The sequence below is a fragment of the Nocardiopsis sp. iso_25 genome (assembly GCF_056173305.1).
Genome location: NZ_CM149667.1, coordinates 3,277,705 through 3,304,030, shown reverse-complemented (window position 1 = coordinate 3,304,030; position 26,326 = coordinate 3,277,705). Strand labels below are relative to the sequence as shown.

Below are 26,326 nucleotides of genomic sequence, written 5' to 3'. Positions count from 1 at the left end.
TTGTCCGCCCCCCACCGCTGAGGAGCGGGCCGCTGTTGTCGCCAAGGCCGACTTCTTCGAGTCGCTGGGCCTGTCCCGCACGGTCACCCTCAAGGTCATCGACCCCTGGGGCGCCCGCATCGGCAGCATCGAATTCAACCTCTGATCCGTAGACGCCAGAGGCCCGGCCGGGGGCGTCCCGTCCGGGCCTCTGGCGGTTGGGGTCCGGCTTCGGTGAGGCGGTAGGGCTCGCTGTAGCTACTCAAGGGTTACTTTGCCCCTCGCCGTAGCTTCGGGAGAACTGGGCCGTCCAGGTAGCGCAGCACCGCCAGCACCCGGCGGCTGTAGCCGGAGGCGTGCCCCAGCCCCAACTTGTCGAAAATCGCGTTGACGTGCTTCTCCACCGCGCTCAACGACACGTACAGCCGCTCGGCGATCGAGGTGTTGCTCAGCCCCTGCGCCATGCGCTCCAGGACGTCGCGCTCGCGTGGGGTGAGCCGGGCCAGCGGGTCGGTGTGGGTGGTGCGCGCCAGCAGCTGGCGCACCACCTCGGGGTCGAAGGCCGCCCCGCCCGCGCGCACCCGCTCCAGGGCCTCCAGGAACTCCCCCACCTCCGACACCCGGTCCTTGAGCAGGTAGCCGACCCTGCCCGAGGCCCCGGCCAGCAGTTCGGCGGCGTAGCGCTGCTCCACGTACTGCGACAGCACCAGCACCGCCACCTTCTCGTGGTCGGCGCGGATGCGCAGCGCCGCCCGCAGCCCCTCGTCGGTGTGGGTGGGCGGCATCCGCACGTCCACCACGGCGGCGTCGGGCGCGTGCTCGGCGACCGCGGCCAGCAGAGCGTCGGCGTCGCCGACCGCCGCCGCCACCTCGTGGCCCTCCTCCTCCAACAGCCGCACCAGGCCCTCCCTGAGCAGGACCGAGTCGTCAGCGAGCACTAGGCGCATGGGGGCTCCGTATCGTGGTCAGGGGCAGCATGGCGCGTACCGTGGTCGGACCGCCCCGGGGACTGTGTACCGCCAGTGTGCCGTCCAGCGCCCGCACCCGCCTGGCCAGGCCGGTCAGACCGCCGCCCGCGGGGTCGGCGCCGCCGCGGCCGTCGTCGAGCACCCGCAGGTCCAGAACGCCGTCGGCGTCGTCCAGGTGCACGGTCACCGCCTCGGCCCCGGAGTGCTTGACGGCGTTGGTGATGGCCTCGCGCGCCGCGAAGTACACCGCCGTGGCCAGTTCGCGGGGCGGCGGGGCCGACAGGTGCGCGCGCACCTCCACCGGCAGAGGGCTGCGTTCGGCCACCTCGGTCAGCGCCGCCTCCAGGCCCAGGGTGTCCAGCGCGGTGGGGTAGACCCGCCAGGCCACCCCCCGCAGCTCGTCCAGCAGCACCCGGGTCTCGGTGTGCGCCTGGCGGACCAGCCGCGCCGCGCGCTCGGGGTCGCGGCCGCGCTGGGCCCGCCCCAGCAGCACGGCCAGCGCCACCACGCGCTGCTGGATCCCGTCGTGCAGGTCGCGTTCGATGCGCCGCCGCTCCTCGTCCACCGCCCGAACGATGCCCGACCGGGTGGAGGTCAGCTCGTCGATGCGCCGGTGCAGCAGGTCCTCTCTGCTGGGGCCCACCAGGCGGCGGGCCAGGGCACGGTCGGCCGCCGAGGCCAGCGCCGCCACCAGCCACGTCGCCGCCAGGACGACCAGGCCCATGAACAGGCCCACGTTGATGCTGGAGACGTGTATCCGCGCGCCGGGCATGAGCACGGGCACGTAGGTGCCGCCCCCGGTGAACAGCTCCAGCGCGGCGCCGCCGACGAAGACCGCCACCAGCGTCAGCGCCGTGGGCGCCAGGTAGCCGCACACCAGCGCCGCCGGAAGACGCAGCAGCAGGTAGGCCACGCGCGGGGCGGCCCCGGTCCCCGGCTCGACGACGCCTCCCCCCGACCACCGGGCCAGACGGGCCAGGTCCGCGTCGCCCAGGCGCACCGCCCACCGGGTCACCGCGCCGCGGAACCGGCGCCGGTTGCGGGAGGACAGGAGCGGGGCGCACACCAGCGCCGCGGCCGCCGCGAGGACCCACACCAGCGTGAGCGCGGCGGTGCACAGCCCCAACACGGTGCCCGTCAGCTCGCGCCCGGCCCGTGCCAGCGGCGCGGCCGCCGCCCGCGCCCAGGCGCGGGGGCCGTCCCCGGCCCCGGCCCACTCGGCCATCCGGCCCTCACCCCTCTTCTCCCGCGACCGTCCGCACCCGCCGCCCCAGGCGTCCCGGAGCCGGAGCACCAGGGCGCCCGCCGCGGGCGTGAGCGCGTGGTCGAACCGCCCGTCGACTTCCCCTCCCCCGTGGACGAGGGGGATTCCGACCGGGCCTTGCCGACCCGGTGGTGCTGCGCGCCTCGCGGCCGCGGCTGGTTCCTGCCCCACCGTCATGGCGTCCCAGAGGTCTCGGCAGGTCGGCACGGTTCACCCCGAGGGGCTGATCCGTCCGCGCGCGAGAATGCTCTGGGCCGCGTTCACGTCCGCATGCGCCCTGTGCCCGTACCTGCCACGGCAGAAGACCGACGGGCTCTCCCGGTTCTCCACCGCGACGTGTCCGCACGGGCGACAGGTCCGCACCGCACCGAAACCGATCACCAGGTGCGTCAGAAGCGTACCGACGGTGGCCGTCACGAGAGCGGTTCCCCCCGGGGCGCTCAGGTGCGGCCCTCGTCTCCTCGTCCGTGCGGCGGCGACCACGCCGGGAACCGCGCCCCCTGCCGGGCCATGGGGCGTACCGCCAGGTCGGGGGCGGTGCGCGCCAGAGCGGGGGCGGGGTTTTCCTCAGGGCGCGAGCGGGGCCGCGCCATCGGCACCGGACCGCTGGGGCCGTTTCGTCCCCGAAGGCGTCCGGGCCCGGATAGCCTCGGTCCGTTCCCCGTTTGCAGGAGGTGCGCGGTGTCCCGGACCTGGACCGCGATCGACTTCGAGACCGCCAACCACGACCGCGGCAGCGCGTGCGCGGTCGGCCTGGTGCGGGTGCGCGACGGCGCGGTCGTGGACCGGTACACCACGCTGATCCGACCGCCGGGGCAGGTGGACTTCTTCTCCCGCCACAACATCGCCGTGCACGGCATCACCGCGGCCGACGTCGTCGACGCCCCCTCCTGGGAACAGGCGCACGCGCGCATCGTGGAGTTCGCCGACGGCAGCCCCCTGGTGGCGCACAACGCCGCCTTCGACATGGGGGTGCTGCGCCAGGCCTGCGGGCACACCGGGCTGCCCCACCCGGCGTGGGAGTACGCGTGCACGCTGGCGCTGTCACGGCGCACCTGGGCCGGGCTGCCCGACCACAAGCTGCCGACCGTGTGCGCCCACATCGGGCACCGGGTGACGCACCACCACCGCGCCGACGCCGACGCCGAGGCCGCCGCGCGCATCGTGATGGCCGCCATGGAGCGCTACGGCACCCCGTCGCTCGCCGACCTGGCCCGTGCCGCGCGGACGGACCTGCGCCGGGTGGAGGCCTCGGCCGGGAGCGCGGTACCCGCTCCGGCCCCGGCCGCCGCCGCACCCGCCCAGCCCGCGCTGTTCGCCGCGTCCGCCGCCGCACCCGAGGACCGGTTCGGACGGTGGCAGCGCGACGCCCAGACGCCACTGCCCGAGCCCTCCCCGGACGCCGACCCCACCGGGCCGCTGTACGGGCGCACCGTGTGCGTCTCCGGCGACCTGGAGTCCATGGACAAGCCCGAGGTGTGGCGGCGCGTGGCCGAGGCGGGCGGGCGGCCCGCCAAGAACGTCACCAAGAAGACCGACGTGCTCATCCTCGGGAGCCACGGCGGCCCCGGCAAGACCGCCAAGCACCTGCGGGCCGAGACCTACCGCGAGCGGGGCCAGCGCATCGACCTGGTCACCGAGGCCGAACTGCTGGCCCTGCTGGGGATGACCACCCGTCCCTGACCGGGACGCGCCCTGTGTTCCCGCGACGGAGAGTGCGGACCGGCCCCCGCCGGGCCCTCACCACCTCGCCAGCCTGCTGTCGTGGTGGTGCCACAGGTCGGAGAACGAGTCGGCCCGGTCGAAGTCCCCGTACTTGACCTGGAACAGGTAGGCGGCCCACTCGCCGTCGGCCCCGGCCTCGCGCGGGTCGAGGAGCCACAGGTCCTCGCCCTCGTTGAGCACGAGCGCCGACTCCAGGAGGGGACCGTAGACCTCGTCGTCCTCGTAGAAGCCCCCCAGGTACGGGCGTGCGGTGGCCAGCCACTGGACCTCGTGCGCGGAGAGGGCTCGCCCGCACCAGAGGCCGAGTTCGTCCCAGCCGTCGGTGGCGGCCAGGAAGGCGCGGTAACTGGGCGGTAGCGGCGTCCGCAGGCCCAGGCGGCGCTCAGCCCGCTCGATCTGCTCGTCGGTGGCGGGCCCGTGGCCGGACCACTCCTCGGGGGCCCGGCCGCCCGGGGCGGCAGCGGCGCCGTCGGTGTTCAGGTGGGCCCGCCACTGCTCGGGGGTGGTCAGTCTCCGCCCCGACGGCGCGGTGCCGCGCTCCTCGTTCACCAGGGGGTCCTCTCCGTAGTCCACGAGCGGTCAGAGTAACCCCGGCCACCGACATCGGAGGGGCCTGGAGGGAACGACTCCTCCGCGACCACGCACGACGGCCTCAGCGGCGGGGCCGCAAGGCGGGCCGCTGGGACGACGGCTCCGGCGGGTGCCGCGCACGGGGCCGCCCGCGCCCGGAGACGGACGCGGGCGGCTCGCCGGGGTCGGTCAGACCCTCTCGTTCGGCGACGTGGGAAAGCGCAGGATGGCGCCGTTCTCGGCGCTGGTGTGGCCGTGGTCGAGGACCTCGCCGAAACCGGCGTCGGCGGCCATCGCCGAACGCAGCATCAGCGCGCTGGCCGGTGCCCGGAACGCCGCGTCGGGGTCGTCCAGGTCCGCCGGGTCCTTCGACACCAGCACCGGCTCGCCCGGTGAGCCCCACAGCTCGGCTTCGCCGTCGCGGTCGGCGCCCAGCAGCAGGGTGCGCACCCGCGCCTCCGACAGCATCGGCAGGGTGGGCTCGGTGCCGCGCACCGCCTGGTCGTTGGCGAGTTTCTGATGGTAGTCGGCGATGATGTCGTCGTGGCCGTCGATGACGAAGTCGCGCAGCGCCTCCGCCGCGGCCTCGTGCAGGCGCTCCTCGGCGTCGGGGCCGCCCCGGCCCCCGGCCACCAGCCTGACCGGGGTGCTCAGCTTGCGCTCGCCCAGGTTGTCGCGCAGATAGGCGATGGCCTCCTCGTCACCGCCGACGAAGATGATCCGGGCGTCCACCTCGGCGACGGCCTCGCGCACCTGCTGGGCGATGCGGGCGGTGTTCTCCCGCCAGGTCTCCATCGGGTAGTGCTTGCCGTCGAAGCGGCCGTTGTACCCGCTCAGGACACCGGGCCCGCCCCGGCCCATCGGGTCGATGTTGCGCAGGTCGGCGCCGGAGAAGTCCTTCTCGGAGGCCGGTCCGCTGGAAGGCTGGCCGGTGTAGGAGAACACCTTGGCGTTGACCCGGTCCAGCGCCACCAGGACGTAGGGCAGATAGCGCCCCCGGTCCACGACCACGGGAAGGGGGTCGGGGACCGGCATGCGCAGGGCACGGCTCTGCGCGGGCGGTTCGGAGAGCGTGTACGCGCCGAGCAGGCGCCCCTCGGAGGCGAACAGGGAGTGGCCGTGGCTGCCGAAGGCCCGGGAGGAGCCGTCCCTGACCGCCTGTTCCAGCACGTCCAGGGTCGCCTTGTCGGTGCCCAGCGAGGAGAGTTCGTCCCGCAGGTGGCGCCAGCGCAGTTCGAGTTCCTTGCCGGCGTCGGTCCTGTCGCGGCTGGTGTCCAGGTGCACCGAGGCCACCGGAGCGTCACTCTCGTACAGAGGTCGCAGAAAACCCAGGTCCATGTGTCCGCGGGGCGTGTGTCCCCGCCCCGCCCACCTCCTTCTCGGGGTCGGTCTGCGGGCCATACTCGGGCCCATGATGCTTGCTTCGGGGCACGCCACGTCGGCACAGACGCGCTTCTTGCCCAAGGATTTCCTGTCCTTGGACGGGCCCCCTACCCCGTCGGCCGCCGGACATGGGCGAAGAGGACCGACGAACGCACAGAAGGGGGTCGCCAACTGTCGGGTGCGGAGGGGACCCGGGCCGCTAGCGTCGGTGACACGGAGAGGGAGGGCGCCATGCTGGACCGGCTCAACCGGGCCCTGGAGAAGGTCGAGGAGGACACCGGACGGCCGGTGGACGTGGCGGAGATGGCGCGGATCGCGCTCACCTCCGAGCACCACCTGCGCCGCCTGTTCTCGGCGCTGGCGGGGATGCCCCTGTCGGAGTACGTGCGGCGGCGCAGGCTCACCCTCGCCGGCGCCGAGGTGCTCGGGGGCGGCGACAGCCTGCTCGACATCGCGGTGCGCCACGGCTACGGGTCGGCCGAGGCCTTCGCCCGGGCCTTTCGCGCCATGCACGGTGTGGGGCCGGGCGAGGCCCGCCGGACCGGCGCGGTGCTCGCCTCACAGCCGAGGATGTCCTTCCGCCTGACCGTCGAAGGGGGTACCACCATGCGTTACCGGATCGTGGACAAGGAGGCCTTCCGCCTCGTGGGTCCCAAGGCACGGGTGCCGATCGTCCACGAGGGCCGCAACCACGCCATGGAGGAGTTCGTGAGGGGCCTGGACCAGGAGGTCCGGGCGCGCGTCGCGGAGCTCTCCGACCAGGAACCGCGCGGTGTCCTGGGCGTCACCGCCGCCCTGTCCCCCGACCGCGGGGAGGGGAGCCTGATCGACTACTACGAGGCCGCGGCGACCTCCGCCCGTGGCGCGGAGGGCATGGAGACGCTGGAGGTGCCGAGCGGTACCTGGGTGGTCTTCCCGAAGTCGGTGCCCGTGGCGCGGTGCCCCGAGGGGTTGCAGCACATGTGGGCGGACGCCTTCGGCCGGTGGTTCCCCTCCAACACGGCCTACCGGGCCACCGAGGGGCCGGAGATCCTGCGGGTCTCCTACTCCGGGGACGGCGCCACCGCCGAGGCCGAGCTGTGGCTGCCCGTCGAGCGCGTCTGACGTGCCCCGCGACCCCCGCAGCGGCGCTGAGCCGCCACCCGCCGGGTACCGCGCGTCCGCCGACGGACCGGACGCGGCAGTCGTCTGCTAGACGCGGGTGCGGCAGCGGTCCAGGAAGCGGCGCAGCACCTCGTTGAACCGCTCGGGCCGCTCCAGGTTGGGCAGGTGCCCGGCGCCCTCGACGATCTCCACGACCGAGTCCGGCACCAGCACGTGCATGGACTCGGCGAGATCGGGCGGGGTGAACACGTCGTGCTGGCCCCCCACCAACAGGGTCGGCGCGGACACCCGGCGCAGCAGGGGCGCGTAGTCCTGGCGCCTGGCGCGGCCCAACAGGGCGGCCGCCGCCCCCTCGGGCGGGGCGGCGTACATCATCGCGCGCACGTGGTCGGCCACCGCGGGCAGTCCGCGCACGTTGGCGGCGGTCATCATGCCCACGAGCACCTCGTCGCCGTAGCCGCGCATGCCCTCGGCGCGCAGCCGTTCGGCCAGCGCCACGCGGGCGGCACGGCCGCGCTCGGTCTCGGCGCTGGGGTTGGTGGCGGCCAGGGTCAGCGAGTCCACGCGGTCGGGGAAGAGCCGGTACAGCTCCAGGGCGATCTGGCCGCCCATCGACAGCCCCACCACGCTCACCACGTCCAGGCCCAGGTGGTCCAGGAGCGCGTCCAGGTCGCGGGCGAAGGTGTCCAGGGTCGTGGTCCCGGGGACGACGGTGCTGCTCCCGTACCCGCGCAGGTCGGGGGCGATCACCCGGTAACCGCGTCCCGCCAGGGCCCTGACCTGGGGCTCCCACATGGTGCGGTCGAAGGGGTGACCGTGGATCAGGAGGGCGGGGTACCCGGCCCCGCGGTCGGTGTAGGTGACGTTGATCCCGCGCACGGAGGCGATGCCCGGGCCTTCACTGCTCGCCGTGTTCGTCGTCTGGTGTGCCACAGGAACCGATGCTATTCAGACGCGCAAGGGCCCTGGCCACCGAGGGCCCCGCAGCAGGGTCGCGGCCGGGCCGTAGGCGGTCCCCCGACGCCTACGGCCCGCCGTCCCCGGGCGCGCGCCCGCCACGCGGCGCCGGACGCGGAGCGCCCGACTACGGGGAGGACCCGCCCGGAGGCCGTCGGGTCCGGACGCGGTTCACCGCTAGGCCGCCCCCTTCCGGTCGGGGGAGCGGCGGGCCGGACGGGTCCCGCGGGTGCCGCGGCCCAGGACGAGGGCCGCCACCAGGTAGGGCAGCGCGAACAGGGCGAAGGCCAGGGCGTGCCCGGTCACCGCGAACACCCCCGCGTACAGCAGGTAGGAGGCCGTGGTGAGGGCGTCGGTGCCCAGACCGGCCAGGGAGGTGACGGTGGCCCGGCTCGGCCCGGTGATGCGGTCCTGGAGGCGGGCGTCGGCGACCACCCCCGCGGTCTGGCACAGGCCGAAGCCCACGCCGATCAGCACCCATCCCACCGGGCCGTCCAGCAGGGCCCCGGCGGCGATGGCGGGCGCGGCCAGGCCCACCAGGACGGCCAGGACCCGCACGGGCAGCCGGGAGGCGGGCCCGGCCAGCAGTCCGCCCAGGAGCACGAAGGTCCACACCACCAGCACCGCCACGGGAACGGTGGCGGCGGGGACGCCGGACTCGGCGACGAGCAGGGGGACGTACTCGTCCAGCGCCTCCCAGAACCCGGTCACCGCGACCACGAGCACGATCGCGCCGCGCACCCGGCGGCTGGAGCGCGCCTCGGCCAGTCCGCCCCGTAGGGCGTCCAGGTAGCCGGAGGGCGCCTCCTCCGCTTCCCCGGTCCCCGTGACACCGTCAGCGGAGGCGGGGCCGCCCGCGGCGGCGCGGTGCTCGGGCAGGGCCAGGGCAGCCAGGGCGCACAGCACGCAGGCGGCGACGCTCGCCGCGCCGACCGCCGCGTAGCCGCCGTGGGCCATGACGGGGATGGCCAGCAGGGTGGCGGCGCCGACGGCGGCCACGTCCAGGGCGCGGGTCACGCCCATGACCCGGGCGTAGCGGTCGGACGCGCCGCGGCGGGCGAGTTCGGTGTAGACGAGGGCTTCGAGGGAGCCCGAGGACAGCGCGCCGCCCGCGCCCCACAGGACGAAGCCGAGCGCGAAGGCCCAGTAGCCGGGCCGCAGCAGCCACAGCACGAAAGCGCACGCGGCCAGGAGAGGGGCGGCTGCCAGCAGGTAGCGCCGCGGCACCACATCGGCCCAGGCCCCGGCGGGGACGGACGCGAGGACCGAGGACAGCGACCAGATCACGAACAGGGAGCTGATCTGGGCGACGGTCAGGCCGGTCTCGTCGAACAGCAGCGCGTACAGCGGGTAGAGGAGGACGAACTCCCCCAGTGCCGCGTAGGCGTACAGGGGTCGGGTCAGACGGGACGGACGCGTGCCGGGGGCACGTGAGGACAGGGTGGTCATGGAGGTCTTTCGGTCGAGCGGAGACGGGCACCGGGGCGGGGACCGCCCGGGGTGGACCGCGTGCTCGGACCGAGGACCGGCTGGGGACTTAATGTCGCTGGAACATGCCTCCAGGATAGGCGTGCGCCGACCGCCGCGACAGGGGGTTATTAGCTGTTGGGTCGGGAAGTCACGCAAACGCACACGAGGGCACAGGAGTCATGCTGTGCTGCTGTCGGAAAGCGGTGTGTGGCTGTGTGCCCCCACTCCGGTGGACGGCCCGCCGGTGACATTCCGTCCGAGGAGTTCACTGATTCTCCGGACAAGCGCCCCCGGCCCTGGCTACGGTCGTGTCGAACACAGCGACGAAACCGGCAGGATCGGGAGGTGGGAAGGGATGGCGGGTACCGGCGCGCGGCGGTTGCGGACCCTCGCCGACCCGTTCCTGGCCCCCACACCGACCGGGGTGAGCGTGCGTGACCGGCTCAAAGGCCTCACCCCTGAGGACGAAGCGGTGCTGCGGGCCGTGGGCGCGCACCTGGGGTCCTTGGCCTCCACGGACCTGGCCGCCCGGTGTCTGGATGGCACCAGCCATCACAAGGACTCCTGGGCGGCCCGCAAACGGGAGTTGACCCCTGAATCCTCGTCGCGGTGGGCCGGAGCCCTGACCAAGGCCTCCCACGAGCAGTGGGCGCTGGCCCGCCGCAGCCAGGCCGCCCACCTGCACCGCCTCCAAACGGGGATCGACACCCTGCGCCACCGGTTGTCCCAACCCCTCAGAACCCCGGGCACCCGGGGTGTGCCGGGCGGGTACGCCTGTCGCAGGGAGTGGCACGCCAAGTCCCGACGCCTGGCCGCCCTGGAGCATCGCTATGCGGTGGTGGTGGCGGACTGGGAGGAGGGCCGTGTACGGGTGGTACGCGGCGGCAAGCGGTTGCTGCACACCCGCCACCACCTGGACCAGACCGGACTCACCCAGCCCCAGTGGCGGGCCCGGTGGGAGGCCGCACGCTTCTTCCTGTCCGCTGATGGCGAGTCCGGCAAACGCCACGGCAACGAAACCATCCGCATCACTCCCCAGGGGCAGGTCTCAATCAGGTTGCCCGCCCCGTTGGCGGACCTGGCTAACGCCGCGCACGGTCGGTATGTGCTCTCGGGTCGGGTGGCCTTCGCCCACCGGGGCGCCGAGTGGGCTGATCGGGTCGAGGCTGATGGGGCGGTGGCCTACCGCCTCCACCTGGATACCGGCCGGGGTCGGTGGTACGTGACCGCGTCCTGGACCCCACAAGCGGTGCCTGCCCTGCCTCTGCAAGCGGCGCTGGCCCGCGGGGTGGTCGGGGTGGACGCCAACGCCGACCACCTGGCCGCCTGGCGGCTCGACACCCACGGCAACCCGACCGGGAACCCGCGCCGCTTTGAGTTCGACCTGTCCGGCAGCGCCTCCCACCGGGACGCGCAGGTCCGCCACGCCCTGTCCCGGCTGCTGCGCTGGGCCACCACACACGGTGTGCGGGCCATCGCCGTGGAGGACCTGGACTTTTCTGCGGACAAGTCCCGGGAGAAGCACGGACGGCGTAAGAAGTTCCGGCGGCTGATCAGTGGTTTTCCCACCGCACGGCTGCGGTCCCGGCTGACCTCGATGGCCCACACCCTGGGGGTGGCGGTCATCGCCGTGGACCCGGCGTATACATCAAAGTGGGGTGCCCAGCACTGGCAACGACCCCTGACCACCACAACCAAGAAGGTCTCCCGGCACGATGCGGCCAGCATCGCGGTCGGGCGGCGCGCCCAGGGCCACCCGGTCCGGCGTCGGACGGCACCGCCCCCACACCACCGGGGTGATGGTGTGGGGCATCGGACCGTCCAGGCCGCACCGGGGAGTTGTGGGCGTGAGGGAAACCGCCCTCCCGTCACGGCGCGTGCACGCGATGCGCGTGGCCGGACGGGGCAGGAACGCGGTGACCCAGCCCATCCAGCACCGTTCGGGATGGGCGCGGTGCCGAAGTGACCCCCAGGGGTCACTTCTGACCACTGTTCAGGAACGGTGTGGACAACCCGGCCGCGGAGGTCGTGCGCGGGTGCGCGGGGCCGCCGCGCGGGTTGGGGAGGTCGCGTCCGCGGCCCCGCGCGGGGCCGTCAGTCCGCGCGGCCGGGGCCGGGGACGATGCGCTCGACCGCGTCGGTCACCAGGTCGTGGAACCGGTCCTGGGAGAAGAGGTCGGGCAGGGTGAGCCGTTCCAGGATGAGCCAGTTCAGCGTCAGGGAGAGCAGGACGACGGTGGTCGCGTCGCCGGGCATACCGGACCCGGTGTGGAAGGCGATGTTGGCGTCCAGGTCGGCGCGGACGCGCTCGGTGAGCAACTGGCGCAGCTCCGGTCGCCGGGTGGCCTCCAGGCGCAGTTCCAGCAGGGCCAGGTAGCCGGAGGGGAACTCGGTGAGGCGTCCCACCACCTCGTGCATCAGTTCGGTGACCCTGTCGCGGTCGCGCGGCCCCGCCTGGGCCGCGGCCATCACGTCGCTGTCGGGGTCCAGGCGCTCGTAGAAGCGGTGGCCGACCTGGGTGAGCAGGTCGTCGCGGTTGCTGAAGTAGTTGGACGCCGTGCCGTTGGGGACGGCCGCCTCGGTGTCCACGGCCCGGAAGGTCAGTCCACGCGCGCCCTCGCGGGCGAGCACCTCGATGGCCGCGTCGAGCAGGGCGGCTCGGCGTGCCGGATTCTGCCTCATGTCAGATCTCTCCTCAGAACGAAGTTGACATCACTTTGATCGTAGTACTATGTTTTCACCACTCCAAGCAGAGTACTACGAAGTAAGCACTTGTGAGAGGGAACCCCATGCGTGCCGATTCCATCCGTCTGGACCTGGCCACCGCGCCGTCCGCCGAGATCCGACCCGAGATCACCCCGCCTTTCACCCCGCCCCGGCCCCGGCGCAGGTACCGCGACGAGCACCCCAAGCCCCATTCGGTGCGGCGCGCCAGGCCGCTGCCCAAGCCGGGCGGTGTCCGCTGACCAGCACCCCAATCGCCCCGCGGGAACCGAGAGGAGCACCGCGTGTGCGCGAGCTCGTGCACGACCCGACGTGAGCGCCGGGAGCTCCTGCCGCGGCGGACGTCCCCGCAAGGGGGCGCGGATCAGATCCCGTGCAGCTCGCGGGCCCAGGCCTCCAGCCCGGCGGCGAACCCCTCCCGCTGCTCCGGCGAGAGCCGGTCGAAGGTCCGCAGCAGGGTCCGGGCCCGGCTGGCCACGAACGCGCGCATGAGGTCGCGGTGCTCGTCGGCCAGTGACACCAGGGCGCGCCGCCGGTTGGCGGGGTCCTCGCGGCGCACCACCAGGCCCACCCGGGTCAGGTCGCCGACCAGTTCGCTGACGGTGGAGGGGCCCACCCCCAGGCGGGAGGAGAGTTCGCCCATGCCGAGTTCCTGGCCGTGGACGAGCTGGGCCAGCACCGCGCCGTGCCGGGCGGTGAGGTGGTGGTCGGTGAACAACCGCCGCAGTCCGGCGGGCATCTCGGCGTGGGCGCGGCGGTAGTAGGTCTCGATGAGGGGCACGAAGCGCAGCGCCCCCTCCACCATCGCGCGGTCCGGCACACGCGTGTCCTCGGCCTCTTCCCGGCCCGCCCCCTGGTCCATGCGCCGATGCTACCGGGGGCGTGACGTGGTCGTTCGGGGCTCAGTCGGCGACGCCGACGGCCCGGCGCACGGTGGCCGGGTCGTCCAGGACCCGCAGCAGCGCGTGCGCCAGGTCCGCGCGCGAGATCCGGTAACCGGAGGGCACGTTGCGGTCCAGGACCAGGCGGTACTCCCCCGTGGCCGGGACGTCGGTCAGCTGGGGAGGGCGCACGACGGTCCATGCGGCGCCGCTGGCCTCCAGGGCGACCTCCATCCGCCCCAGATCGAGGTAGGCGTCGCGGAAGAGCCTGCCGATCAGCGGCATGAGCAGCCGCTGCGCCAGCGGTCCTCCCGGTTCCTTCGGGCCGACGGGTGAGGCGCTGACCACGGCCAGGCGTGTGGCGCGGTCGCCCTCCAGCGCGCTCAGCACCGCGCCGGTCCAGGTGGTGGCGGGAAAGCCGCCCTTGGCGCTCGCGGCCAGCGCCGAGACCACCGCGTCCGCCGCGCAGAGCAGGGAGCGCAGCCGGTCGGGTTCGGGGACGGGCATCCGGACCGTCTCCAGCCGCTCGTGGGTGACGGGCAGCCGCGCCGGATCGCGGACCAGGGCCGTGACCTCGTGCCCCGCGTTCAGGGCCTGGTCCACGACATGGCGGCCGGTGCCGCCGGTGGCGCCCAGGACGGTGATGCGCATGCTGACCCCTCGGGGGGTCGGGAGGGTCTCCTGAACACCATCGTAGTTCGGGCATCCGAAGTGTTCATCCGGGTTCGGTTCCTCGCGAACGGGCGGCCGCCGCCCCGCGGGCCGCGCGACGAGTTTTCGGGCCCTCCGGCGTGTTACGGGCCTGACCTGCGTCGCAACGGGCTGTCACCTGTTAGTCACCCTAAGGGGTCCAACGTTCACCACCCGGTGGTTGGGGAGTTCCGCCCGCCGTGGCCGGATAGAGCACGGTCCCCCGCCCGGCCCGGCACGGGGTCGGGCTCCCCCGCGACCCGATCAGGAGACCGCCCATGCCGGGAACCCCCCGCACCCCCGCTCCCCTCCCCGCCGAGACCGTCAGCAGCACCACACGGCGCCAGGCCCTGGTCGGCGGCGCGGCCGCCCTGGGCGCCGTCGCGCTGGGCACCGCCTGGAACCCCGGCGTGCGGGCCGACGCCTCCGTCCGCGCCGACGCCCCCGTCCGGTCGGGCGGCGTCGCCGAGCCCTTCACCCTGGGCGTCGCCTCCGGCGACCCCTTCCACAGCAGCGTCGTGCTCTGGACCCGTCTGGCCCCCAACCCCTTCGCGGAGGACGGGCTGGGCGGCATGCCCGACCGGCGGGTGGAGGTCGAGTGGCAGGTCTCGCGGGAGGAGGGCTTCGGCCTGCTCTCCGCCTCCGGAACCGTGGAGACGGGCCCCGACGCCGCCCACTCGGTGCACGTGGAGGCGCAGGGGCTGCGGCCCGGCACCGAGTACTTCTACCGGTTCCGCGTGGGCAACGAGATCAGCCAGGTCGGCCGCACCAAGACCGCCCCTCCCCCCGGAATCCGCACAGACCGGTTCTCCTTCGCGTTCACCAGCTGCCAGAGCTACACCGCCGGGCACTACAACGCCCATGCGCACCTGGCCGAGGAGGACCTGGACCTGGTCGCGTTCCTGGGCGACTACATCTACGAGACGGGCGGGCAGGGGAGCCTGGGCCGGGGCCACCTCCCCGACCGGGAGGTCCGCACCCTGGCCGAGTACCGCGTGCGGCACGCCCAGTACAAGAGCGACACCGACCTCCAGGCCGCGCACGCGGCCTTCCCGTGGGCGGTGGTCTTCGACGACCACGAGCTGGAGAACAACTGGGCCGACGACCGCTCCAACGGCGAGGACGTCCCGCCCGAGGAGTTCCTGCGCCGGCGCGCCCAGGCGCTCAAGGCCTACTACGAGCACATGCCGCTGCGCTTCGCCCAGACGCCGGTCGGCCCCGACATGCAGCTCTACCGCAGACTGGTCTTCGGCGACCTGGTGGACATGCACCTGCTCGACACCCGCCAGTACCGCGACCCGCAGGTGTCGGACGCCGAACGCGGCGACCCCTCGCGCACCCTGCTCGGCGCCCGGCAGAAGCAGTGGCTGAGGGAGGGGCTGGCCTCGTCGCGGGCCCGCTGGAACGTGCTCGCCCAACAGGTGTTCTTCTCCCAGCGCGACTTCGCGGAGGGCGGGGCGACCGACTTCAGCAATGACGCCTGGGACAACTACCTCGTGGACCGCGACGAGGTCCGCGACCAGCTGGCGCGCACGCGCAACGGGGTGGTGATCACCGGGGACGTGCACGCCAACTACGTGTGCGACGTCAAGGCCGACTTCGACGCCCCCGAGTCGCCGACTGTGGCCACCGAGCTGGTGGGCACCTCCGTCACCAGCGGCGGCGACGGCACCGAGCAGGCCCCCGGCGACGAGGTGCAGCTGCGGGAGAACCCGCACATCAGGTTCGTCAACCGCAAGCGGGGCTACGTGCGCAACGTCGTCACGCCCACCGAGTGGACGGCCGACTACCGCGTCGTGGACCACGTGAGCGAGCCGGGCTCTCCCATCCGAGACCGGGCGCGGTTCGTGATCGCGGACGGCGTGGCGGGCGTGCGCGCCGAGGGGTGAACACCGACGCTGGTCCGGGCGGCGGGTGCGCGCCACCCGTCGCCCGGACCGGGACGGGGCGACCGGCTCAGCGACGCTGGATCTCGGTCAGGTCGATGTCGATGGGGAAGGGCCGGGAGGCCTTGAGGCGCTGTCGGTGGACGGTCGGCCTGGTGTAGCCACCGGTGGGCGCGAGTTCGTGCACGTAGACCACGGCGTCACCCCGGTCCTGCTCGATCAGCCAGAAGTGGGGGATACCTGCCTCGGCGTACAGCTGCGGTTTGCGCTCACGGTCGCGCAGCTCCGACTCGGGAGAGACCACCTCGACCACCAGTTCCACCGCCTCGGGTGCGAACCAGGCCTGTTCCGTCCCCCCGGTGGCCTGGGCCTGTACCAGGATGAGGTCGGGTTCGGGCCTTTGCCGCGGACCGAGTTTGAGGGTCATCTCCCTGCGCACGCGCAGGCGGTCGGGGGCCTGCTCGAACAGGCGAGTGTCCAGGACCGAGAGCACGACCGTGTGGAAGTTGCGTTGAGGGGTCACCAGTACCAGGCTTCCGTCGATGAGTTCGGTGTGCGGCGGAAGATCCGGGATGCTGTCCAGGTCGTCGGCGGTGAATCCCTCCGGAGGCGGGGTGAGCGGCTCGTACCGGGATTCGGTGGAGGACTGGCGTTCGGCCACAGGGGAAACGGGCATGTCGCTGCCTCCGGTCGTCGGATCGTCCTCGTCACCCATGGTAGCCACGTCCTTCGGGTAGCGACGGTGTTTCCGGGAAAGTCCTACCCCTGGTCGTCGGGGCTGATCCACAGTGCCTCGGCGGCCACCAGGCCCAGGGCCTGGGAGCGCTGGGGAGCACCCGCGACGGCACCCACGGTGATCTGCATCGACCCGGCGTAGGGGCGGCGCTCGGCCACCTCCACCCGCATCCCGATGCCGATCTCGATGTCGGCCAGGTAGCGCAGCAGGTCGGGGTCGGTGTCGTTGACGCGCACGATCACGCCGCTGACGCCCTTCTCCGCCTCCGACAGCAGCAGACTCTCCCGCTCGACGATGTGGCCGTCGCGGGTGGGGATGGGGTCGCCGTGCGGGTCGACCACGGGGTCGCCCAGGTGGTGGGCGATGCGGTCGACGAACTTGTCCGAGACCACGTGTTCGAGGATCTCGGCCTCGTCGTGCACCTCGTCCCAGGAGTAGCCCAGCTCGGCGACCAGGTAGGTCTCCAGCAGGCGGTGGCGGCGCAGCACCGACAGGGCCGCCTTGGTGCCGGGCTCGGTGAGGTTGACCGCGCCGTAGCGCCGGTGTTCCACCAGGCCCAGTTCGCTGAGTTTGCGCAGCATTCCCGACACCGAGGAGTTGGACACCGACAGGCGCTCGGCCATACCGGAGATGGTCACCGGCCCGGTGCCGCGTTCCTGGAGGTCGTAGATGACCTTCACGTAGTCCTCAACCGACGTGGACGGTCGTGTCGGTGCGTTGTCCATGACCCCAACCGTATCGCGGACGGCTCACCGGCCACCATGTGAGCATCGGCCCTGTGGACAACCCCAGACGCGGTACTCCCGGGCGTCCGGATCCGGTGCGGGCCGTCGTCCGCTACGGCACGGTCACCGCGGACGCCATCCAGGCGCAGTGGGAGCAGATCGCGCCCGAGGCCACCGCCTGAGCCCCGGAGCCAGCGGGCTTGCGGGGGTGGAAATCCCCGTTCTAATTACACAGGGTGACTCTCTGGATACAGTTCAAGGGATGCCTTGACATGAAGTCGACCTCGGATGTCTGAGGAGTTCTCTTGTCCTGGCCCGTCAAGGTCACCGAAGAGTATGCGGAGTGGTTTCGAACGCTCCTCAAGGAGGATCTCGATTCGGCTGTGCAGGTCACCCAGGCCGTTGGCCTTCTGCGCCAGGAAGGGCCCGCTCTGGGGCGGCCCTTCGTCGACCGACTCAAGGGATCTCGCCTGCACCACCTCAAGGAGCTTCGTCCGGGCTCCGGTGGGCGTTCCGAGATCAGGATCATCTTCGCTTTCGATCCCTCACGTTCAGCTCTGCTCCTGCTCGGGGCGACAAAGCGGGAAACTGGAAACGGTGGTACCGGTCCCACGTTCCGCGCGCCGAACAGCTTTACGCCGACTATGTCGACCAAGCGGAGGAGTGAGCATGCCCAAGCGCGTCCCACAGGACTGGGAAGTCCTGGAGGAGGAACTGTATGCAGCTGGTGCGGACCGTGAGGAGGTCGAGGCCGGGGCCCGCCTTCTCCTGGCCGAGGCGCGCGGTTACCAGCTCGCCGAGACACGCAGGTCCCACGAACTGACTCAGCGGGACATCGCCGAGGCCATGGGGGTCAGTGTGGCCAGGGTGTCCCAGATCGAACATGGAGAGGTCGCGTCGTTCGACGTCGTGGCCCGTTACGTTGAGGCACTGGGCGGTCGGCTTGAACTCGTCGCTCGTTTCGGAGACCACGAACTGCGTATGCCCGTGAGCCAGTCGCCCACGGCCTGAACCCGCGGGGTCGGACCGGACCCGGCCGCCGAGGACCGCGTGCTGGCTCCGCGCCGCGCGGGTGCGCTCCGGCCGGGGCTCTTCGGCGGGTGCGCGGAGGAGCGCGCGCCGTCGCCGCGTTCCCTTGCTGCTGACGCTGGTGGGACGGCTCGCGTGTGAGGTCGCTCCGGGCGGCGCGCGACCACCGAGAAGTTCAGCGGGATCCTGGGCGCGCCCTCGGGCAGCCGCCACCCCTGAGGGCACTCCACCAGGCCGGAGAAGGCGGGCCAGTCCATGAACGGGTGCTCCCCCAGCGCCTCGACGACCAGCCCCGCCTCCAACAGCGCGCCCGTCACCTCCGCCAGGTCGTGGCGCCACTCGTGGTTGACGGTCTGGGTGATCGAGTCCGTGGGCCCGTCGGTGTAGGTGGCCGCGTCGTCGTAGACGTTGGCGCCCCCGCCGCTGAGGTAGTCACCGCTCACCTGCCACGGCTCGAAGTCCATGGCGCCCAGGATCGGGTGGTCGTCGCGGATCGCGAACACCCCGCCCGGCTCCAACAGGTCGTGGATCGACCGGGCCCACGAGCGCAGCTCGGGCAGCCACACGATCGTCCCGGCGCTGGTCACGACCACCTCGAACGCGCGGTCGATGACCTGGGAGGCCGTGCGCGCGTCGCCCTCGATCCAGGTGACGTCCGCGCCGACGGCGTCGGCGATGCGCCGGGCGTGGGCCAGCGAGTTCGGCGACAGGTCCAGGCCGTGGACGTCCACGGCGCCCAGCCGGGCCCAGCAGGCGGTGTCGGTGCCGATGTGGCACTGCAGGTCCAGCAGCGACCTCCCCGCCACCGTGCCGCCCTCCAGGTGGGGCGCGAGCACCGCGAGGTCGTTGAGCACGACCGGGGAGCGGCGGGAGGGGCCCGCGATCAGCCCGTCGACGTCGTACATCGCGGACCGGGCGTGGACGTCGGCGCGCTGGTCCCAGTTCGCCCGGTTCCGGGCGATCGCCCCGTCGTGCTCGCTCACGTCTGACCGCTTCGCTCCGTGTACGCGGGAAGTGGTGCGCGTGGGCGGGCGGCGCCCGCCCGCACCGGCGTATCGCCCCGTCGTGCTCGCTCACGTCTGACCGCTTCGCTCCGTGTACGCGGGAAGTGGTGCGCGTGGGCGGGCGGCGCCCGCCCGCACCGGCGTTCTGCCCGCCGAAGGACGGTGTTCCCCCGGCAGCCGGACGCGCGGCCCGATGGTACAGCTCGGCGTGCCCGCCCCGCCGGGGTTTTCCGGGTGCCCGCCGGCCCCGGGGAACCGGCCCTTCGGCCCCGTACTCAGGGCGCGGGCGTGCCCTGGTGGTAGTACAGCCGCCACGCGCCGTCCGCGTTGCGGCGCCACAGGGAGCTGCGCAGGGCCCGCGCCCCGTCGGCCTCGGTCGCGTAGGTCAGGTGCACCAGGTCCGGGGCGAGCAGCCGTCCCACCATGTCGGTGACCCGCACCCGGCGCCGTCGCGGTCCCGTCGCGTCCGGGCCGTCCATGGCGGGGAGCTCGGCCAGCATCGTCTCCCGGTCCCAGCGCCTGCCCGACCTGCCCACCTCGGTGAACTCGGGGTCCAGCAGCTCCCCGGCGAGCCTGCGCGAGGCGCGCACGTGGGGCTCCAGCAGCCGCAGCTCACCCTCGATCACCCACTGGACCGCCTCGCCCGTCCCGCCTCCGGCTCCGTACACACCCGACCCCTCACCTGGACTGTCCGACTACGGTGACTGTGACCGGAGCGGTGCGTGGTCACACCGCGGCGTCGTGTTCGCGGGCGGGGCGCAGGTGGTCCAGCTCCCCCGGCACGACCGGGTAGGGGCGCTCGGCGGGCAGCAGCCGGGTCGCCGCGGCGGTGTCCCCCTCCTGGACCAGGGTGTGCACCCGGTGCGCGAGCGGGGTGACGTCGGTGATGGAGACGATCCACTCGTCCGCGTAGCGCCGCGCGGCCTCGCCCGCCAGTCCCAGTTGCAGGGAGCGGTGTTCCAGCGGGGTCAGGTGGAGGTCGCGTTCGGGGTCCCACTGCACGCGGGTCGGCGCCTCGCGCAGCCGCGCGCGCCAGGTCTCCCGGTCGGGGTGGACGGCGGGCGCGTGGTGGGACAGGCACGCGTTGCGCAGCGCCCACGCGAAGCCCGCGCGGGTGATCTCCACGGCCAGCACGGTCTCCTGGTCCCTCTTCAGCCCCCATCCGGAGCGATACATCACCCACATGAACGAAGGCTTGATCCAGGTCATGCGGTCGCGCTTCCAGGCGGAGGGGAAGCGTCCCCCACGCGCGGCGGCCAGCCCGAGGGAGGGGGTGTAGGCCTGGTAGACGGTGACCGTGGTGTCGGTGTGCAGCGCGCGGATCTGGTGCTCGGGGACGTCCATGGGCCCAGCGTGGTGCCCGGAAGCAGGGCGCGGCAAGCGGTTTTCCGACCCCGCCGGGGGCCGGTCAGCGCGCGCGGGCGGGCACGTCGGCCTTGAGCAGCATCTCCTCGTACTCCTCCTCGGGGTCGGAGTCCAGCACGACCGCTCCGCCAGCGCCGATGGTCAGCTCGCCGCCGCTGAGCACGGCGGTGCGGATGACGATGCTCAGGTCGGCCGCGCCGGAGGAGGACACGTAGCCCAGCGCGCCGGAGTAGACCCCGCGCGCGGAGGTCTCCAGGCGGTCGAGGATGCGCATGGTGCGCTCCTTGGGCGCGCCCGTCATCGACCCGCCGGGGAAGCAGGCGCGGACCGCGTCCACGGCCGACACCCGCGGGCGCAGCACGCCCCGCACGGTGGAGACCAGCTGGTGCACGGTGGCGTAGGACTCGGTGTACATGAACGCGGGCACCTCGACGCTGCCGACCTCGCACACCCGCCCCAGGTCGTTGCGGAGCAGGTCGACGATCATGAGGTTCTCGGCGCGGGTCTTGGCTCCGGTGCGCAGCTCCCGGGCCGCGCGCGCGTCGGCGGCCGGGTCGGTGTGGCGCGGCGCGGTGCCCTTGATGGGGCGGCTCTCGACCGTGCGTTCGCCGTCCACTCGCAGGAAGCGCTCGGGCGAGGCGCTGAGCACGCTCGTGGGCCCCAGTCGCAGCAGGGCGGCGTAGGGCGCGGGGCTGGCGGCGCGCAGACGGCGGTAGGAGTCCAGGTCCTTCCCGCCGTGGGGCACTCGGACCCGGTTGGTCAGGCAGATCTCGTAGCTCTCCCCGGCGGTGAGCTCGGCCAGGCACTCCTTGACGTCGGCGACGTAGTCCTCGCGCGGGCGCTCCAGCAGGCGGGCCAGGTCGGCGGGCGGGGCGGCGGGGGCGGGTGCGGGCAGCGGCGGCAGGTCGGTGAGGGCGGCCAGGGTCGCGTCGAGCCAGGCGTCGCCGTCGGGGAGGTCGTCGGCGCACACCGCGTAGGTGCGGTCCCGGTGGTGGTCGACGGCCACGAACCGGTCACAGCGCAGCCACACCGCGTCGGGTTCGGAGGAGGTGTGGGCGCTGTCGCCGCCGCAGTCGGCCTTGAGCTCGTAGCCGAGGTAGCCGACGTAGCCTCCGGCGAAGTCGAAGGGCAGGCCGGAGGGCGAGGGCGGCGGGAGGCGGCGGTCGAGGGCGTCGAAGACGCTGCCGGGCTCGCGGTGCTCGGTGCCGTCGGCGGCGCGCACGGTGACGGGTCCGCCGACGCGGTAGGTGAGCACCTCGCCGGTGGCGGCGCCGAGGAAGGAGAAGCGCGCGGGCCCCTCCGGGCGGGAGCTGTCCAGCCAGAACGCGTACTCGGCGTCGCCGTACAGGCGGGCGAAGGCGGCCTCGGTGTCCACGGCCAGGGGGAGTTCGCGCACGCGGACGGTCGGGGCGGCCGTGGCCGCGTCGGCGTCGGGGCGCTCTCCGGGCAGCGTCGTCGGGGTCTTCTCCTCCGGGGCCTCCAAGCCCCGGTCGGCCGCGTCCCGGCTCGGGGACGGATCCGGGGGCACGGCCGCGAGGGAGGTGTGCGGGCGGGCCAGGTCCAGGAAGTTCGCGACCAGCTCCGCGCCGTGCTCGCTGGCCACCGACTCGGGGTGGAACTGCACGCCCCAGCGGGGCAGCGTTCGGTGTTCCAGGCCCATGACCACGCCGTCCTCGGCCCAGGCGGTGGCCGTCAGCGCCTCGGGCAGCGGCTCGGGGACGGCCAGGGAGTGGTAGCGCACGGCGGTGAGGCCCTGGGGCAGGCCCGCGAACAGGCCCGCGCCGGTGTGCCGGATCCGGGACAGGTGGCCGTGGCGGGGCTGTGGGGCCGAGACCACGTCCGCTCCGGCCAGGTGGGCGATGGCCTGGTGGCCCAGGCACACTCCCAGGACGGGCAGCGGGGTGCGGGCCAGGAGTTCGGGGACGCGGCCCAGGTCGCGGGGGTTCTGGGGGCGGCCGGGTCCCGGTGAGACGACCACGGCGTCCACGTCCGCCGGGTCGAGCCGGTCCCAGCGGGGGTCGTCGTGGGTGAGCACCGCCGGGGTCCGGCCGAGGACGCGCGCCAGGAGCTGGAAGAGGTTGTACGTATATGAGTCGTGGTTGTCCACGAGGAGGACGCGCATAACCACCCTTTTCGTCCGGATCGCGACAATTCAGGTTACGGCGATCCGGGCGGGGCGGTTGTCCACAGACGCGAAGGACCCCTGGAGAAGCGCCCCCGACACGGGTACACAGGAAGGAGAGGAGCGGTTCTTCCAGGAGTGGGGAGCAGACATTGACCTACATCATGGCCGCGGTCGTCATCATGGTGATGGTGGCGCTGGGCGTCTTCTTCGTCGTCACGGTGGCGTCCGTGGCGGGCGCGGCCCGTGCCGATCTGGCCCGGCCGGGGCGCCGCCGGACCCCCGCCGCGCCCGCGCCGCAGGCCGTGGACGCGGCGGAGGAGGAGCTGCGGCTCAGATACGCGCGCGGCCAGATCGACCGGGAGGAGTTCCTCCAGCGCAGGATCGACCTGGAGCGCTGAACCCTCAGCCCCGCATCTCCTCCAGGGTCTTGCCGCGGGTCTCCTTCACGAACCGCAGCACGAAGAAAAACGACACCAGCGCGAAGAACGCGTACATCAGGTACGTGCCGCTCAGGCTCCAGTCACGCAGAGTCGGGAAGCTCACGGTGATGAGCCAGTTGGTGAGCCACTGGGTCGCGGTGGCCACGCCCATCGCCGCCGCGCGGATGCGCAGCGGGAACATCTCCCCCAGCAGCACCCACACGACCACACCCCACGACAGGGCGAAGAAGAGCACGAACAGGCTGGCCGCGGCCAGCGCCACCGCACCCCAGCCGAACGACAGCGTCACCTCCTCGCCCCGCACCACCGCGTGGTTGAAGGCGTAGGCGGCCAGCCCCAGCGCCACGGTCATCCCGGCCGAGCCCACCAGCAGCAGCGGCTTGCGGCCAACCCGGTCCACCAGCAGGATCGCCACGAACGTGCCCACGATGTTCACGATGGAGGTGAACAGGCTCAGCAGCAGTGAGGCCGACTCCTCCACCCCTACCGACTGCCACAGCGAACTGGAGTAGTAGAAGATGACGTTGATTCCGACCAGCTGCTGGAACGCCGAGACGGCCATGCCGATCCACACGATGGGCAGCAGACCGTAGCGGCCGGTCAGGTCGCTCAGCCTGGTCCGGACCTCCGAGCCCAGCGCCTCGCGGATCTCCCCGATGCGCTTGTCCACCCGCTCGGTCCCGCCGCCCTCCACGTCGGCCAGGATGCGGCGGGCGCGTTCGGTCTGGCCCACGCGTACCAGGTAGCGGGGCGACTCGGGGATGAGCACGCTCAGCCCCAGGTAGACCAGGGCGGGCAGGACCTCGACGCCCAGCATCCACTGCCAGGCCTGGACCGGCCCCAGCATGCCGCTCGCGGTGCCGTCGGCGATCTGGGCGATGCCGTAGTTGACCAGCTGCGAGGCGGCGATGCCCAGCACGATGGCCAGCTGCTGCAACGACGCCAGGCGGCCGCGGTAGGCCGCGGGCGACACCTCGGCGATGTAGGTCGGGGCGATCACCGAGGCCAGGCCGATGGCGACACCGCCCAGGATCCGCCAGGCGGTCAGGTCCCACACGTTGAACGGCAGCGCCGAACCGATGGCGCTGACCGCGAACAGCACACCGGCGATCTGCATGGTGCGGATGCGGCCGAGGCGGTCTGCCAGGGCCCCCGCGACCGCGGCGCCCACCACGCAGCCCAGGAGCGCGGCGGCGACCGTGAAGCCGAGCGTGGCCGGTCCCACTCCGAAGTACTCCTGGATGGCGGGTACGGCACCGTTGATGACGGCGCTGTCGTAGCCGAACAGGAAACCCCCCATCGCCGCGGCCGCGGCGATCATCGTCACGTGGACGATGTTGCCCTCCCCCGCCGGAACCGACTCGTCCCCGGCCTGTGTGGCTCCACTCACGTCTGGTGTCCCTTCCGCGTCGCACAGTGGTCGTCCGTCCCCAGAGTGGACACGCCGGGAAGCCGAGGGGCACGGACAAAACGCCCACGGGCCAAAAGATGTCCATCGTTTGGCCCGCGACGTGTATCGGTCGCACGGCGCCCGACCGCATACGATCTGGACGGGTTCCCGACGGTGCCATGAGGAAGGTGTGTCCTGTTGACCGTGCTCTTCGACCTGTTCGGCGTCCTGGCCCGCCACCAGTCCGAGGAGGGCAGGGACCGGCTGGTCCGGGTCGCGGGCGCGCCCGCCCCGGCCTTCTGGGAGGCGTACTGGGCGCGGCGCCAGGCCTACGACCGCGCTGACGTGAGCGCCGCCGAGTACTGGCGCGGCGTGGGCGAGGACCTGGGCACGAGCTTCGACGGGGAGCGGGTCGCCGCGCTCGTCGAGGCCGACGTCGCCAGCTGGAGCGCCGTGGACGAGACCATGGTCGCCCTGGTCGGGGAGCTCGCGGCCTCCGGTCGGCGGATCGGGCTGCTGTCCAACATCCCCGAGGAACTGGCCGCCCACTACGAGGCGCACCACCCCTGGCTCGACCGCTTCCACGTGCGCGCCTTCTCCTGCCGCATCCGCCGCGCCAAGCCCGAACCGGACGCCTACCGGTGGTGCCAGGAGGCCCTGGGCGTGGAGCCCGGGCGAATCCTTTTCGTCGACGACCGCGAGGAGAACGTCCGGGCCGCCGAGGCGCTGGGCATGGGCGGCCACGTGTTCACCGCCGCCGACGGGTTCCGCGAGGGCCTCGCGCGCTGGGGGTCCGACCCGCGGAGCTGAGTCTGCCCGTCGCAGTCACGGGAGTCGGTCCCGGTGGCGTAGCGGGTCTGGACCTCGCTGATCCCGGCCCGGTCCAGCAGCCGCCTGAGTTCGGCGTCGTGGGGCCGGGTTCCGTGTGTTCGCGTCAACGGACGTTCCTTTCCGGGGCGCGCCGGTGTCAACGGCGGCGGGGTTCGTGAACGCTCGAACCCGTGGCGCCGGAACGGTTTTCAGGCGGCGCGGGGCGTCTTCAGCGCAAAGGGCACTCCGGTGAGTTCTTCGGAGACCTGCCAGAGCCGGCGCGCCGCGTCGACGTCACTCGCCTTCGCCGCGCGTGTGACCAGCTTCGGCGCGCCCCGGAGCCCCATCAGGCGCCGGGGACCGGCGTAGCTGCCGCCGGGAACGTCCGCCGTGGCGGCGTAGAGCGTCGGCAGGGCGCCGAGTTCCGCGCTCTGCGTGACCAGGCCGATCAGCGCCTGGCTCGCCCGCAGCCACGGGCCGCGCCCTTCGGTCCTCATCAGGTTCGTGGCCGAGATCCCGGGATGGGCGGCCGTCGACCTCACCGGGGAACCGGCCTCGTCGAGGCGCCGTTGGAGTTCCGAGGCGAACAGCAGGTTGGCGAGTTTGGACTGCCCGTAGGCGGGATAGGCCCGGTAGGGCTTCCGCTCCCAGTTGGGGTCGGCGAAGTCGATCGAGCCGATCAGGTGCGCGAGCGAGGCCACCGTGACGACCCTCCCCCGGATTCGCGGCAGCAGCAGGTTCGTGAGCGCGAAGTGGCCGAGGTGGTTGGTCCCGAACTGCGACTCGAAACCGTCGGCGGTGCGGGACAGCGGCGGGATCGACAGGCCGGCGTTGTTGACGAGCAGGTCGACGGGCTCGGTGAGTCGGCCCGCGAACGCGCGGACCGAGGACAGGTCGGCGAGGTCGAGCTCGCCGACCTCGACGTCGCCGGTCATGGTCGCGGCGGCGGCGCGGCCCTTGTCGGGGTCGCGGACGGCGAGCAGGACCCGGGCGCCCCGTGCGGCGAGGACGCGAGCGGTCACGCGTCCGATCCCGCTGTTCGCGCCGGTGACGACGGCGGTGCGACCGGTCATGGAAGGGACGTCTTGGACGGAGAACACT

At 73.0% G+C, this 26,326-nt stretch carries 27 protein-coding genes; 10 read left to right on the top strand and 17 right to left on the bottom strand.

Annotation, left to right across the window (positions count from 1 at the left end; all coding sequences use genetic code 11):
• Positions 1–248: 248 nt before the first annotated feature.
• Both AC0VX6_RS14355 and AC0VX6_RS14350 read right to left on the bottom strand, forming a co-directional pair.
• Positions 249–926, bottom strand: a complete 678-nt coding sequence (locus tag AC0VX6_RS14355; protein WP_475469153.1) for a response regulator — start codon at positions 924–926, stop codon at positions 249–251.
• Positions 907–2,172: a sensor histidine kinase gene (locus AC0VX6_RS14350; RefSeq protein WP_475469152.1), complete on the bottom strand. Its 1,266-nt coding sequence runs from the start codon at positions 2,170–2,172 to the stop codon at positions 907–909. The genes AC0VX6_RS14355 and AC0VX6_RS14350 overlap by 20 nt, the downstream gene beginning before the upstream one ends.
• Before the next feature lie 720 nt (positions 2,173–2,892).
• On the opposite strand from AC0VX6_RS14350, the gene AC0VX6_RS14345 reads away from it, so the two are divergent.
• Complete coding sequence (locus AC0VX6_RS14345) at positions 2,893–3,894, top strand: exonuclease domain-containing protein (protein WP_475469149.1); 1,002 nt, start codon at positions 2,893–2,895, stop codon at positions 3,892–3,894.
• A gap of 57 nt (positions 3,895–3,951) precedes the next feature.
• Here the strand turns inward: AC0VX6_RS14345 and AC0VX6_RS14340 are convergent, their stop codons facing one another.
• Entirely contained in the window at positions 3,952–4,509 is a 558-nt protein-coding gene (locus AC0VX6_RS14340) for an SMI1/KNR4 family protein (RefSeq protein WP_274973214.1), read from the bottom strand.
• A 186-nt stretch (positions 4,510–4,695) separates the two neighbouring features.
• Positions 4,696–5,844, bottom strand: coding sequence for a baeRF2 domain-containing protein (locus AC0VX6_RS14335; RefSeq protein ID WP_274973213.1), 1,149 nt, complete (start codon positions 5,842–5,844; stop codon positions 4,696–4,698).
• 276 nt (positions 5,845–6,120) lie between these two features.
• Between AC0VX6_RS14335 and AC0VX6_RS14330 the strand changes: the two genes are divergently transcribed.
• Positions 6,121–6,993: a helix-turn-helix domain-containing protein gene (locus tag AC0VX6_RS14330; protein WP_274973212.1), complete on the top strand. Its 873-nt coding sequence runs from the start codon at positions 6,121–6,123 to the stop codon at positions 6,991–6,993.
• 87 nt (positions 6,994–7,080) lie between these two features.
• On the opposite strand, the gene AC0VX6_RS14325 is transcribed toward AC0VX6_RS14330, so the two are convergent.
• Positions 7,081–7,872, bottom strand: a complete 792-nt coding sequence (locus AC0VX6_RS14325; protein ID WP_274978147.1) for an alpha/beta fold hydrolase — start codon at positions 7,870–7,872, stop codon at positions 7,081–7,083.
• Between the two features lie 255 nt (positions 7,873–8,127).
• Entirely contained in the window at positions 8,128–9,399 is a 1,272-nt protein-coding gene (locus AC0VX6_RS14320; protein WP_475469147.1) for an MFS transporter, read from the bottom strand.
• A 376-nt stretch (positions 9,400–9,775) separates the two neighbouring features.
• On the opposite strand from AC0VX6_RS14320, the gene AC0VX6_RS14315 reads away from it, so the two are divergent.
• Positions 9,776–11,386, top strand: a complete 1,611-nt coding sequence (locus tag AC0VX6_RS14315; protein WP_475469145.1) for a nuclease/transposase family protein — start codon at positions 9,776–9,778, stop codon at positions 11,384–11,386.
• A 128-nt stretch (positions 11,387–11,514) separates the two neighbouring features.
• On the opposite strand, the gene AC0VX6_RS14310 is transcribed toward AC0VX6_RS14315, so the two are convergent.
• On the bottom strand, positions 11,515–12,102 hold the full coding sequence (locus tag AC0VX6_RS14310) for a TetR/AcrR family transcriptional regulator (RefSeq protein ID WP_274973209.1): 588 nt from the start codon (positions 12,100–12,102) through the stop codon (positions 11,515–11,517).
• Positions 12,103–12,209: 107 nt separating this feature from the next.
• On the opposite strand from AC0VX6_RS14310, the gene AC0VX6_RS14305 reads away from it, so the two are divergent.
• Positions 12,210–12,386, top strand: a complete 177-nt coding sequence (locus tag AC0VX6_RS14305; protein ID WP_274973208.1) for a hypothetical protein — start codon at positions 12,210–12,212, stop codon at positions 12,384–12,386.
• Between the two features lie 122 nt (positions 12,387–12,508).
• Here the strand turns inward: AC0VX6_RS14305 and AC0VX6_RS14300 are convergent, their stop codons facing one another.
• Positions 12,509–13,006 carry a MarR family winged helix-turn-helix transcriptional regulator gene (locus tag AC0VX6_RS14300; RefSeq protein ID WP_274973207.1) on the bottom strand — a complete coding sequence of 166 codons (498 nt, stop codon included), beginning with the start codon at positions 13,004–13,006 and terminating at the stop codon, positions 12,509–12,511.
• Positions 13,007–13,046: 40 nt separating this feature from the next.
• Positions 13,047–13,676, bottom strand: coding sequence for an NAD(P)-dependent oxidoreductase (locus AC0VX6_RS14295; RefSeq protein WP_475469144.1), 630 nt, complete (start codon positions 13,674–13,676; stop codon positions 13,047–13,049).
• Positions 13,677–13,993: 317 nt separating this feature from the next.
• Here AC0VX6_RS14295 and AC0VX6_RS14290 point away from each other — a divergent pair, with 317 nt between their 5' ends.
• The gene (locus AC0VX6_RS14290; RefSeq protein WP_475469142.1) at positions 13,994–15,604 is read left to right on the top strand and encodes an alkaline phosphatase D family protein; all 1,611 of its coding nucleotides are present in this window, start codon (positions 13,994–13,996) and stop codon (positions 15,602–15,604) included.
• Between the two features lie 67 nt (positions 15,605–15,671).
• Here AC0VX6_RS14290 and AC0VX6_RS14285 read toward each other — a convergent pair whose 3' ends face one another.
• Positions 15,672–16,316 carry a Uma2 family endonuclease gene (locus AC0VX6_RS14285; protein ID WP_475469140.1) on the bottom strand — a complete coding sequence of 215 codons (645 nt, stop codon included), beginning with the start codon at positions 16,314–16,316 and terminating at the stop codon, positions 15,672–15,674.
• A 44-nt stretch (positions 16,317–16,360) separates the two neighbouring features.
• On the bottom strand, positions 16,361–17,062 hold the full coding sequence (locus AC0VX6_RS14280) for a metal-dependent transcriptional regulator (protein WP_274973203.1): 702 nt from the start codon (positions 17,060–17,062) through the stop codon (positions 16,361–16,363).
• Between the two features lie 53 nt (positions 17,063–17,115).
• On the opposite strand from AC0VX6_RS14280, the gene AC0VX6_RS14275 reads away from it, so the two are divergent.
• From AC0VX6_RS14275 to AC0VX6_RS14265, 3 genes are all read left to right on the top strand, one after another.
• A complete protein-coding gene (locus AC0VX6_RS14275) occupies positions 17,116–17,244 on the top strand; it encodes a hypothetical protein (RefSeq protein WP_274973202.1) in 129 nt (42 codons plus the stop codon).
• A 201-nt stretch (positions 17,245–17,445) separates the two neighbouring features.
• Positions 17,446–17,802, top strand: coding sequence for a type II toxin-antitoxin system RelE/ParE family toxin (locus tag AC0VX6_RS14270; RefSeq protein ID WP_475469349.1), 357 nt, complete (start codon positions 17,446–17,448; stop codon positions 17,800–17,802).
• Positions 17,732–18,073 carry a helix-turn-helix domain-containing protein gene (locus AC0VX6_RS14265; protein WP_274973200.1) on the top strand — a complete coding sequence of 114 codons (342 nt, stop codon included), beginning with the start codon at positions 17,732–17,734 and terminating at the stop codon, positions 18,071–18,073. The genes AC0VX6_RS14270 and AC0VX6_RS14265 overlap by 71 nt, the downstream gene beginning before the upstream one ends.
• Here the strand turns inward: AC0VX6_RS14265 and AC0VX6_RS14260 are convergent.
• The 4 genes from AC0VX6_RS14260 to pabB form a co-directional block, all read right to left on the bottom strand.
• Positions 17,980–19,074, bottom strand: coding sequence for a class I SAM-dependent methyltransferase (locus AC0VX6_RS14260; protein ID WP_475469138.1), 1,095 nt, complete (start codon positions 19,072–19,074; stop codon positions 17,980–17,982). The genes AC0VX6_RS14265 and AC0VX6_RS14260 overlap by 94 nt on opposite strands.
• A gap of 296 nt (positions 19,075–19,370) precedes the next feature.
• Positions 19,371–19,763: a nuclear transport factor 2 family protein gene (locus tag AC0VX6_RS14255; protein WP_274973198.1), complete on the bottom strand. Its 393-nt coding sequence runs from the start codon at positions 19,761–19,763 to the stop codon at positions 19,371–19,373.
• A gap of 58 nt (positions 19,764–19,821) precedes the next feature.
• Positions 19,822–20,439 (bottom strand): DUF4291 domain-containing protein, encoded by a 618-nt coding sequence (locus AC0VX6_RS14250; protein WP_274973197.1) that lies wholly within the window; start codon positions 20,437–20,439, stop codon positions 19,822–19,824.
• A 64-nt stretch (positions 20,440–20,503) separates the two neighbouring features.
• Positions 20,504–22,582 carry an aminodeoxychorismate synthase component I gene (gene pabB, locus AC0VX6_RS14245; protein ID WP_475469136.1) on the bottom strand — a complete coding sequence of 693 codons (2,079 nt, stop codon included), beginning with the start codon at positions 22,580–22,582 and terminating at the stop codon, positions 20,504–20,506.
• Between the two features lie 152 nt (positions 22,583–22,734).
• Between pabB and AC0VX6_RS14240 the strand changes: the two genes are divergently transcribed.
• The gene (locus AC0VX6_RS14240) at positions 22,735–22,983 is read left to right on the top strand and encodes an SHOCT domain-containing protein (protein WP_475469135.1); all 249 of its coding nucleotides are present in this window, start codon (positions 22,735–22,737) and stop codon (positions 22,981–22,983) included.
• A gap of 4 nt (positions 22,984–22,987) precedes the next feature.
• Here AC0VX6_RS14240 and AC0VX6_RS14235 read toward each other — a convergent pair whose 3' ends face one another.
• Positions 22,988–24,415, bottom strand: a complete 1,428-nt coding sequence (locus AC0VX6_RS14235; protein ID WP_475469133.1) for a sugar porter family MFS transporter — start codon at positions 24,413–24,415, stop codon at positions 22,988–22,990.
• 198 nt (positions 24,416–24,613) lie between these two features.
• Between AC0VX6_RS14235 and AC0VX6_RS14230 the strand changes: the two genes are divergently transcribed.
• On the top strand, positions 24,614–25,225 hold the full coding sequence (locus tag AC0VX6_RS14230; RefSeq protein WP_274973193.1) for an HAD family hydrolase: 612 nt from the start codon (positions 24,614–24,616) through the stop codon (positions 25,223–25,225).
• 209 nt (positions 25,226–25,434) lie between these two features.
• Here the strand turns inward: AC0VX6_RS14230 and AC0VX6_RS14225 are convergent, their stop codons facing one another.
• Positions 25,435–26,298, bottom strand: coding sequence for an oxidoreductase (locus AC0VX6_RS14225; protein WP_475469132.1), 864 nt, complete (start codon positions 26,296–26,298; stop codon positions 25,435–25,437).
• Positions 26,299–26,326 lie beyond the last annotated feature (28 nt).

Coding starts and splice junctions, on each gene's coding strand:
- AC0VX6_RS14350 (WP_475469152.1), bottom strand. CDS start 2,172: ATGGCCGAGTGGGCCGGGGCCGGGGACGGCCCCCGCGCCTGGGCGCGG.
- AC0VX6_RS14320 (WP_475469147.1), bottom strand. CDS start 9,399: ATGACCACCCTGTCCTCACGTGCCCCCGGCACGCGTCCGTCCCGTCTG.
- AC0VX6_RS14355 (WP_475469153.1), bottom strand. CDS start 926: ATGCGCCTAGTGCTCGCTGACGACTCGGTCCTGCTCAGGGAGGGCCTG.
- AC0VX6_RS14305 (WP_274973208.1), top strand. CDS start 12,210: ATGCGTGCCGATTCCATCCGTCTGGACCTGGCCACCGCGCCGTCCGCC.
- AC0VX6_RS14315 (WP_475469145.1), top strand. CDS start 9,776: ATGGCGGGTACCGGCGCGCGGCGGTTGCGGACCCTCGCCGACCCGTTC.
- pabB (WP_475469136.1), bottom strand. CDS start 22,582: ATGCGCGTCCTCCTCGTGGACAACCACGACTCATATACGTACAACCTC.
- AC0VX6_RS14295 (WP_475469144.1), bottom strand. CDS start 13,676: ATGCGCATCACCGTCCTGGGCGCCACCGGCGGCACCGGCCGCCATGTC.
- AC0VX6_RS14285 (WP_475469140.1), bottom strand. CDS start 16,316: ATGGGTGACGAGGACGATCCGACGACCGGAGGCAGCGACATGCCCGTT.
- AC0VX6_RS14250 (WP_274973197.1), bottom strand. CDS start 20,439: ATGGACGTCCCCGAGCACCAGATCCGCGCGCTGCACACCGACACCACG.
- AC0VX6_RS14310 (WP_274973209.1), bottom strand. CDS start 12,102: ATGAGGCAGAATCCGGCACGCCGAGCCGCCCTGCTCGACGCGGCCATC.
- AC0VX6_RS14265 (WP_274973200.1), top strand. CDS start 17,732: ATGCCCAAGCGCGTCCCACAGGACTGGGAAGTCCTGGAGGAGGAACTG.
- AC0VX6_RS14335 (WP_274973213.1), bottom strand. CDS start 5,844: ATGGACCTGGGTTTTCTGCGACCTCTGTACGAGAGTGACGCTCCGGTG.
- AC0VX6_RS14290 (WP_475469142.1), top strand. CDS start 13,994: ATGCCGGGAACCCCCCGCACCCCCGCTCCCCTCCCCGCCGAGACCGTC.
- AC0VX6_RS14330 (WP_274973212.1), top strand. CDS start 6,121: ATGCTGGACCGGCTCAACCGGGCCCTGGAGAAGGTCGAGGAGGACACC.
- AC0VX6_RS14225 (WP_475469132.1), bottom strand. CDS start 26,298: ATGACCGGTCGCACCGCCGTCGTCACCGGCGCGAACAGCGGGATCGGA.
- AC0VX6_RS14280 (WP_274973203.1), bottom strand. CDS start 17,062: ATGGACAACGCACCGACACGACCGTCCACGTCGGTTGAGGACTACGTG.
- AC0VX6_RS14300 (WP_274973207.1), bottom strand. CDS start 13,006: ATGGACCAGGGGGCGGGCCGGGAAGAGGCCGAGGACACGCGTGTGCCG.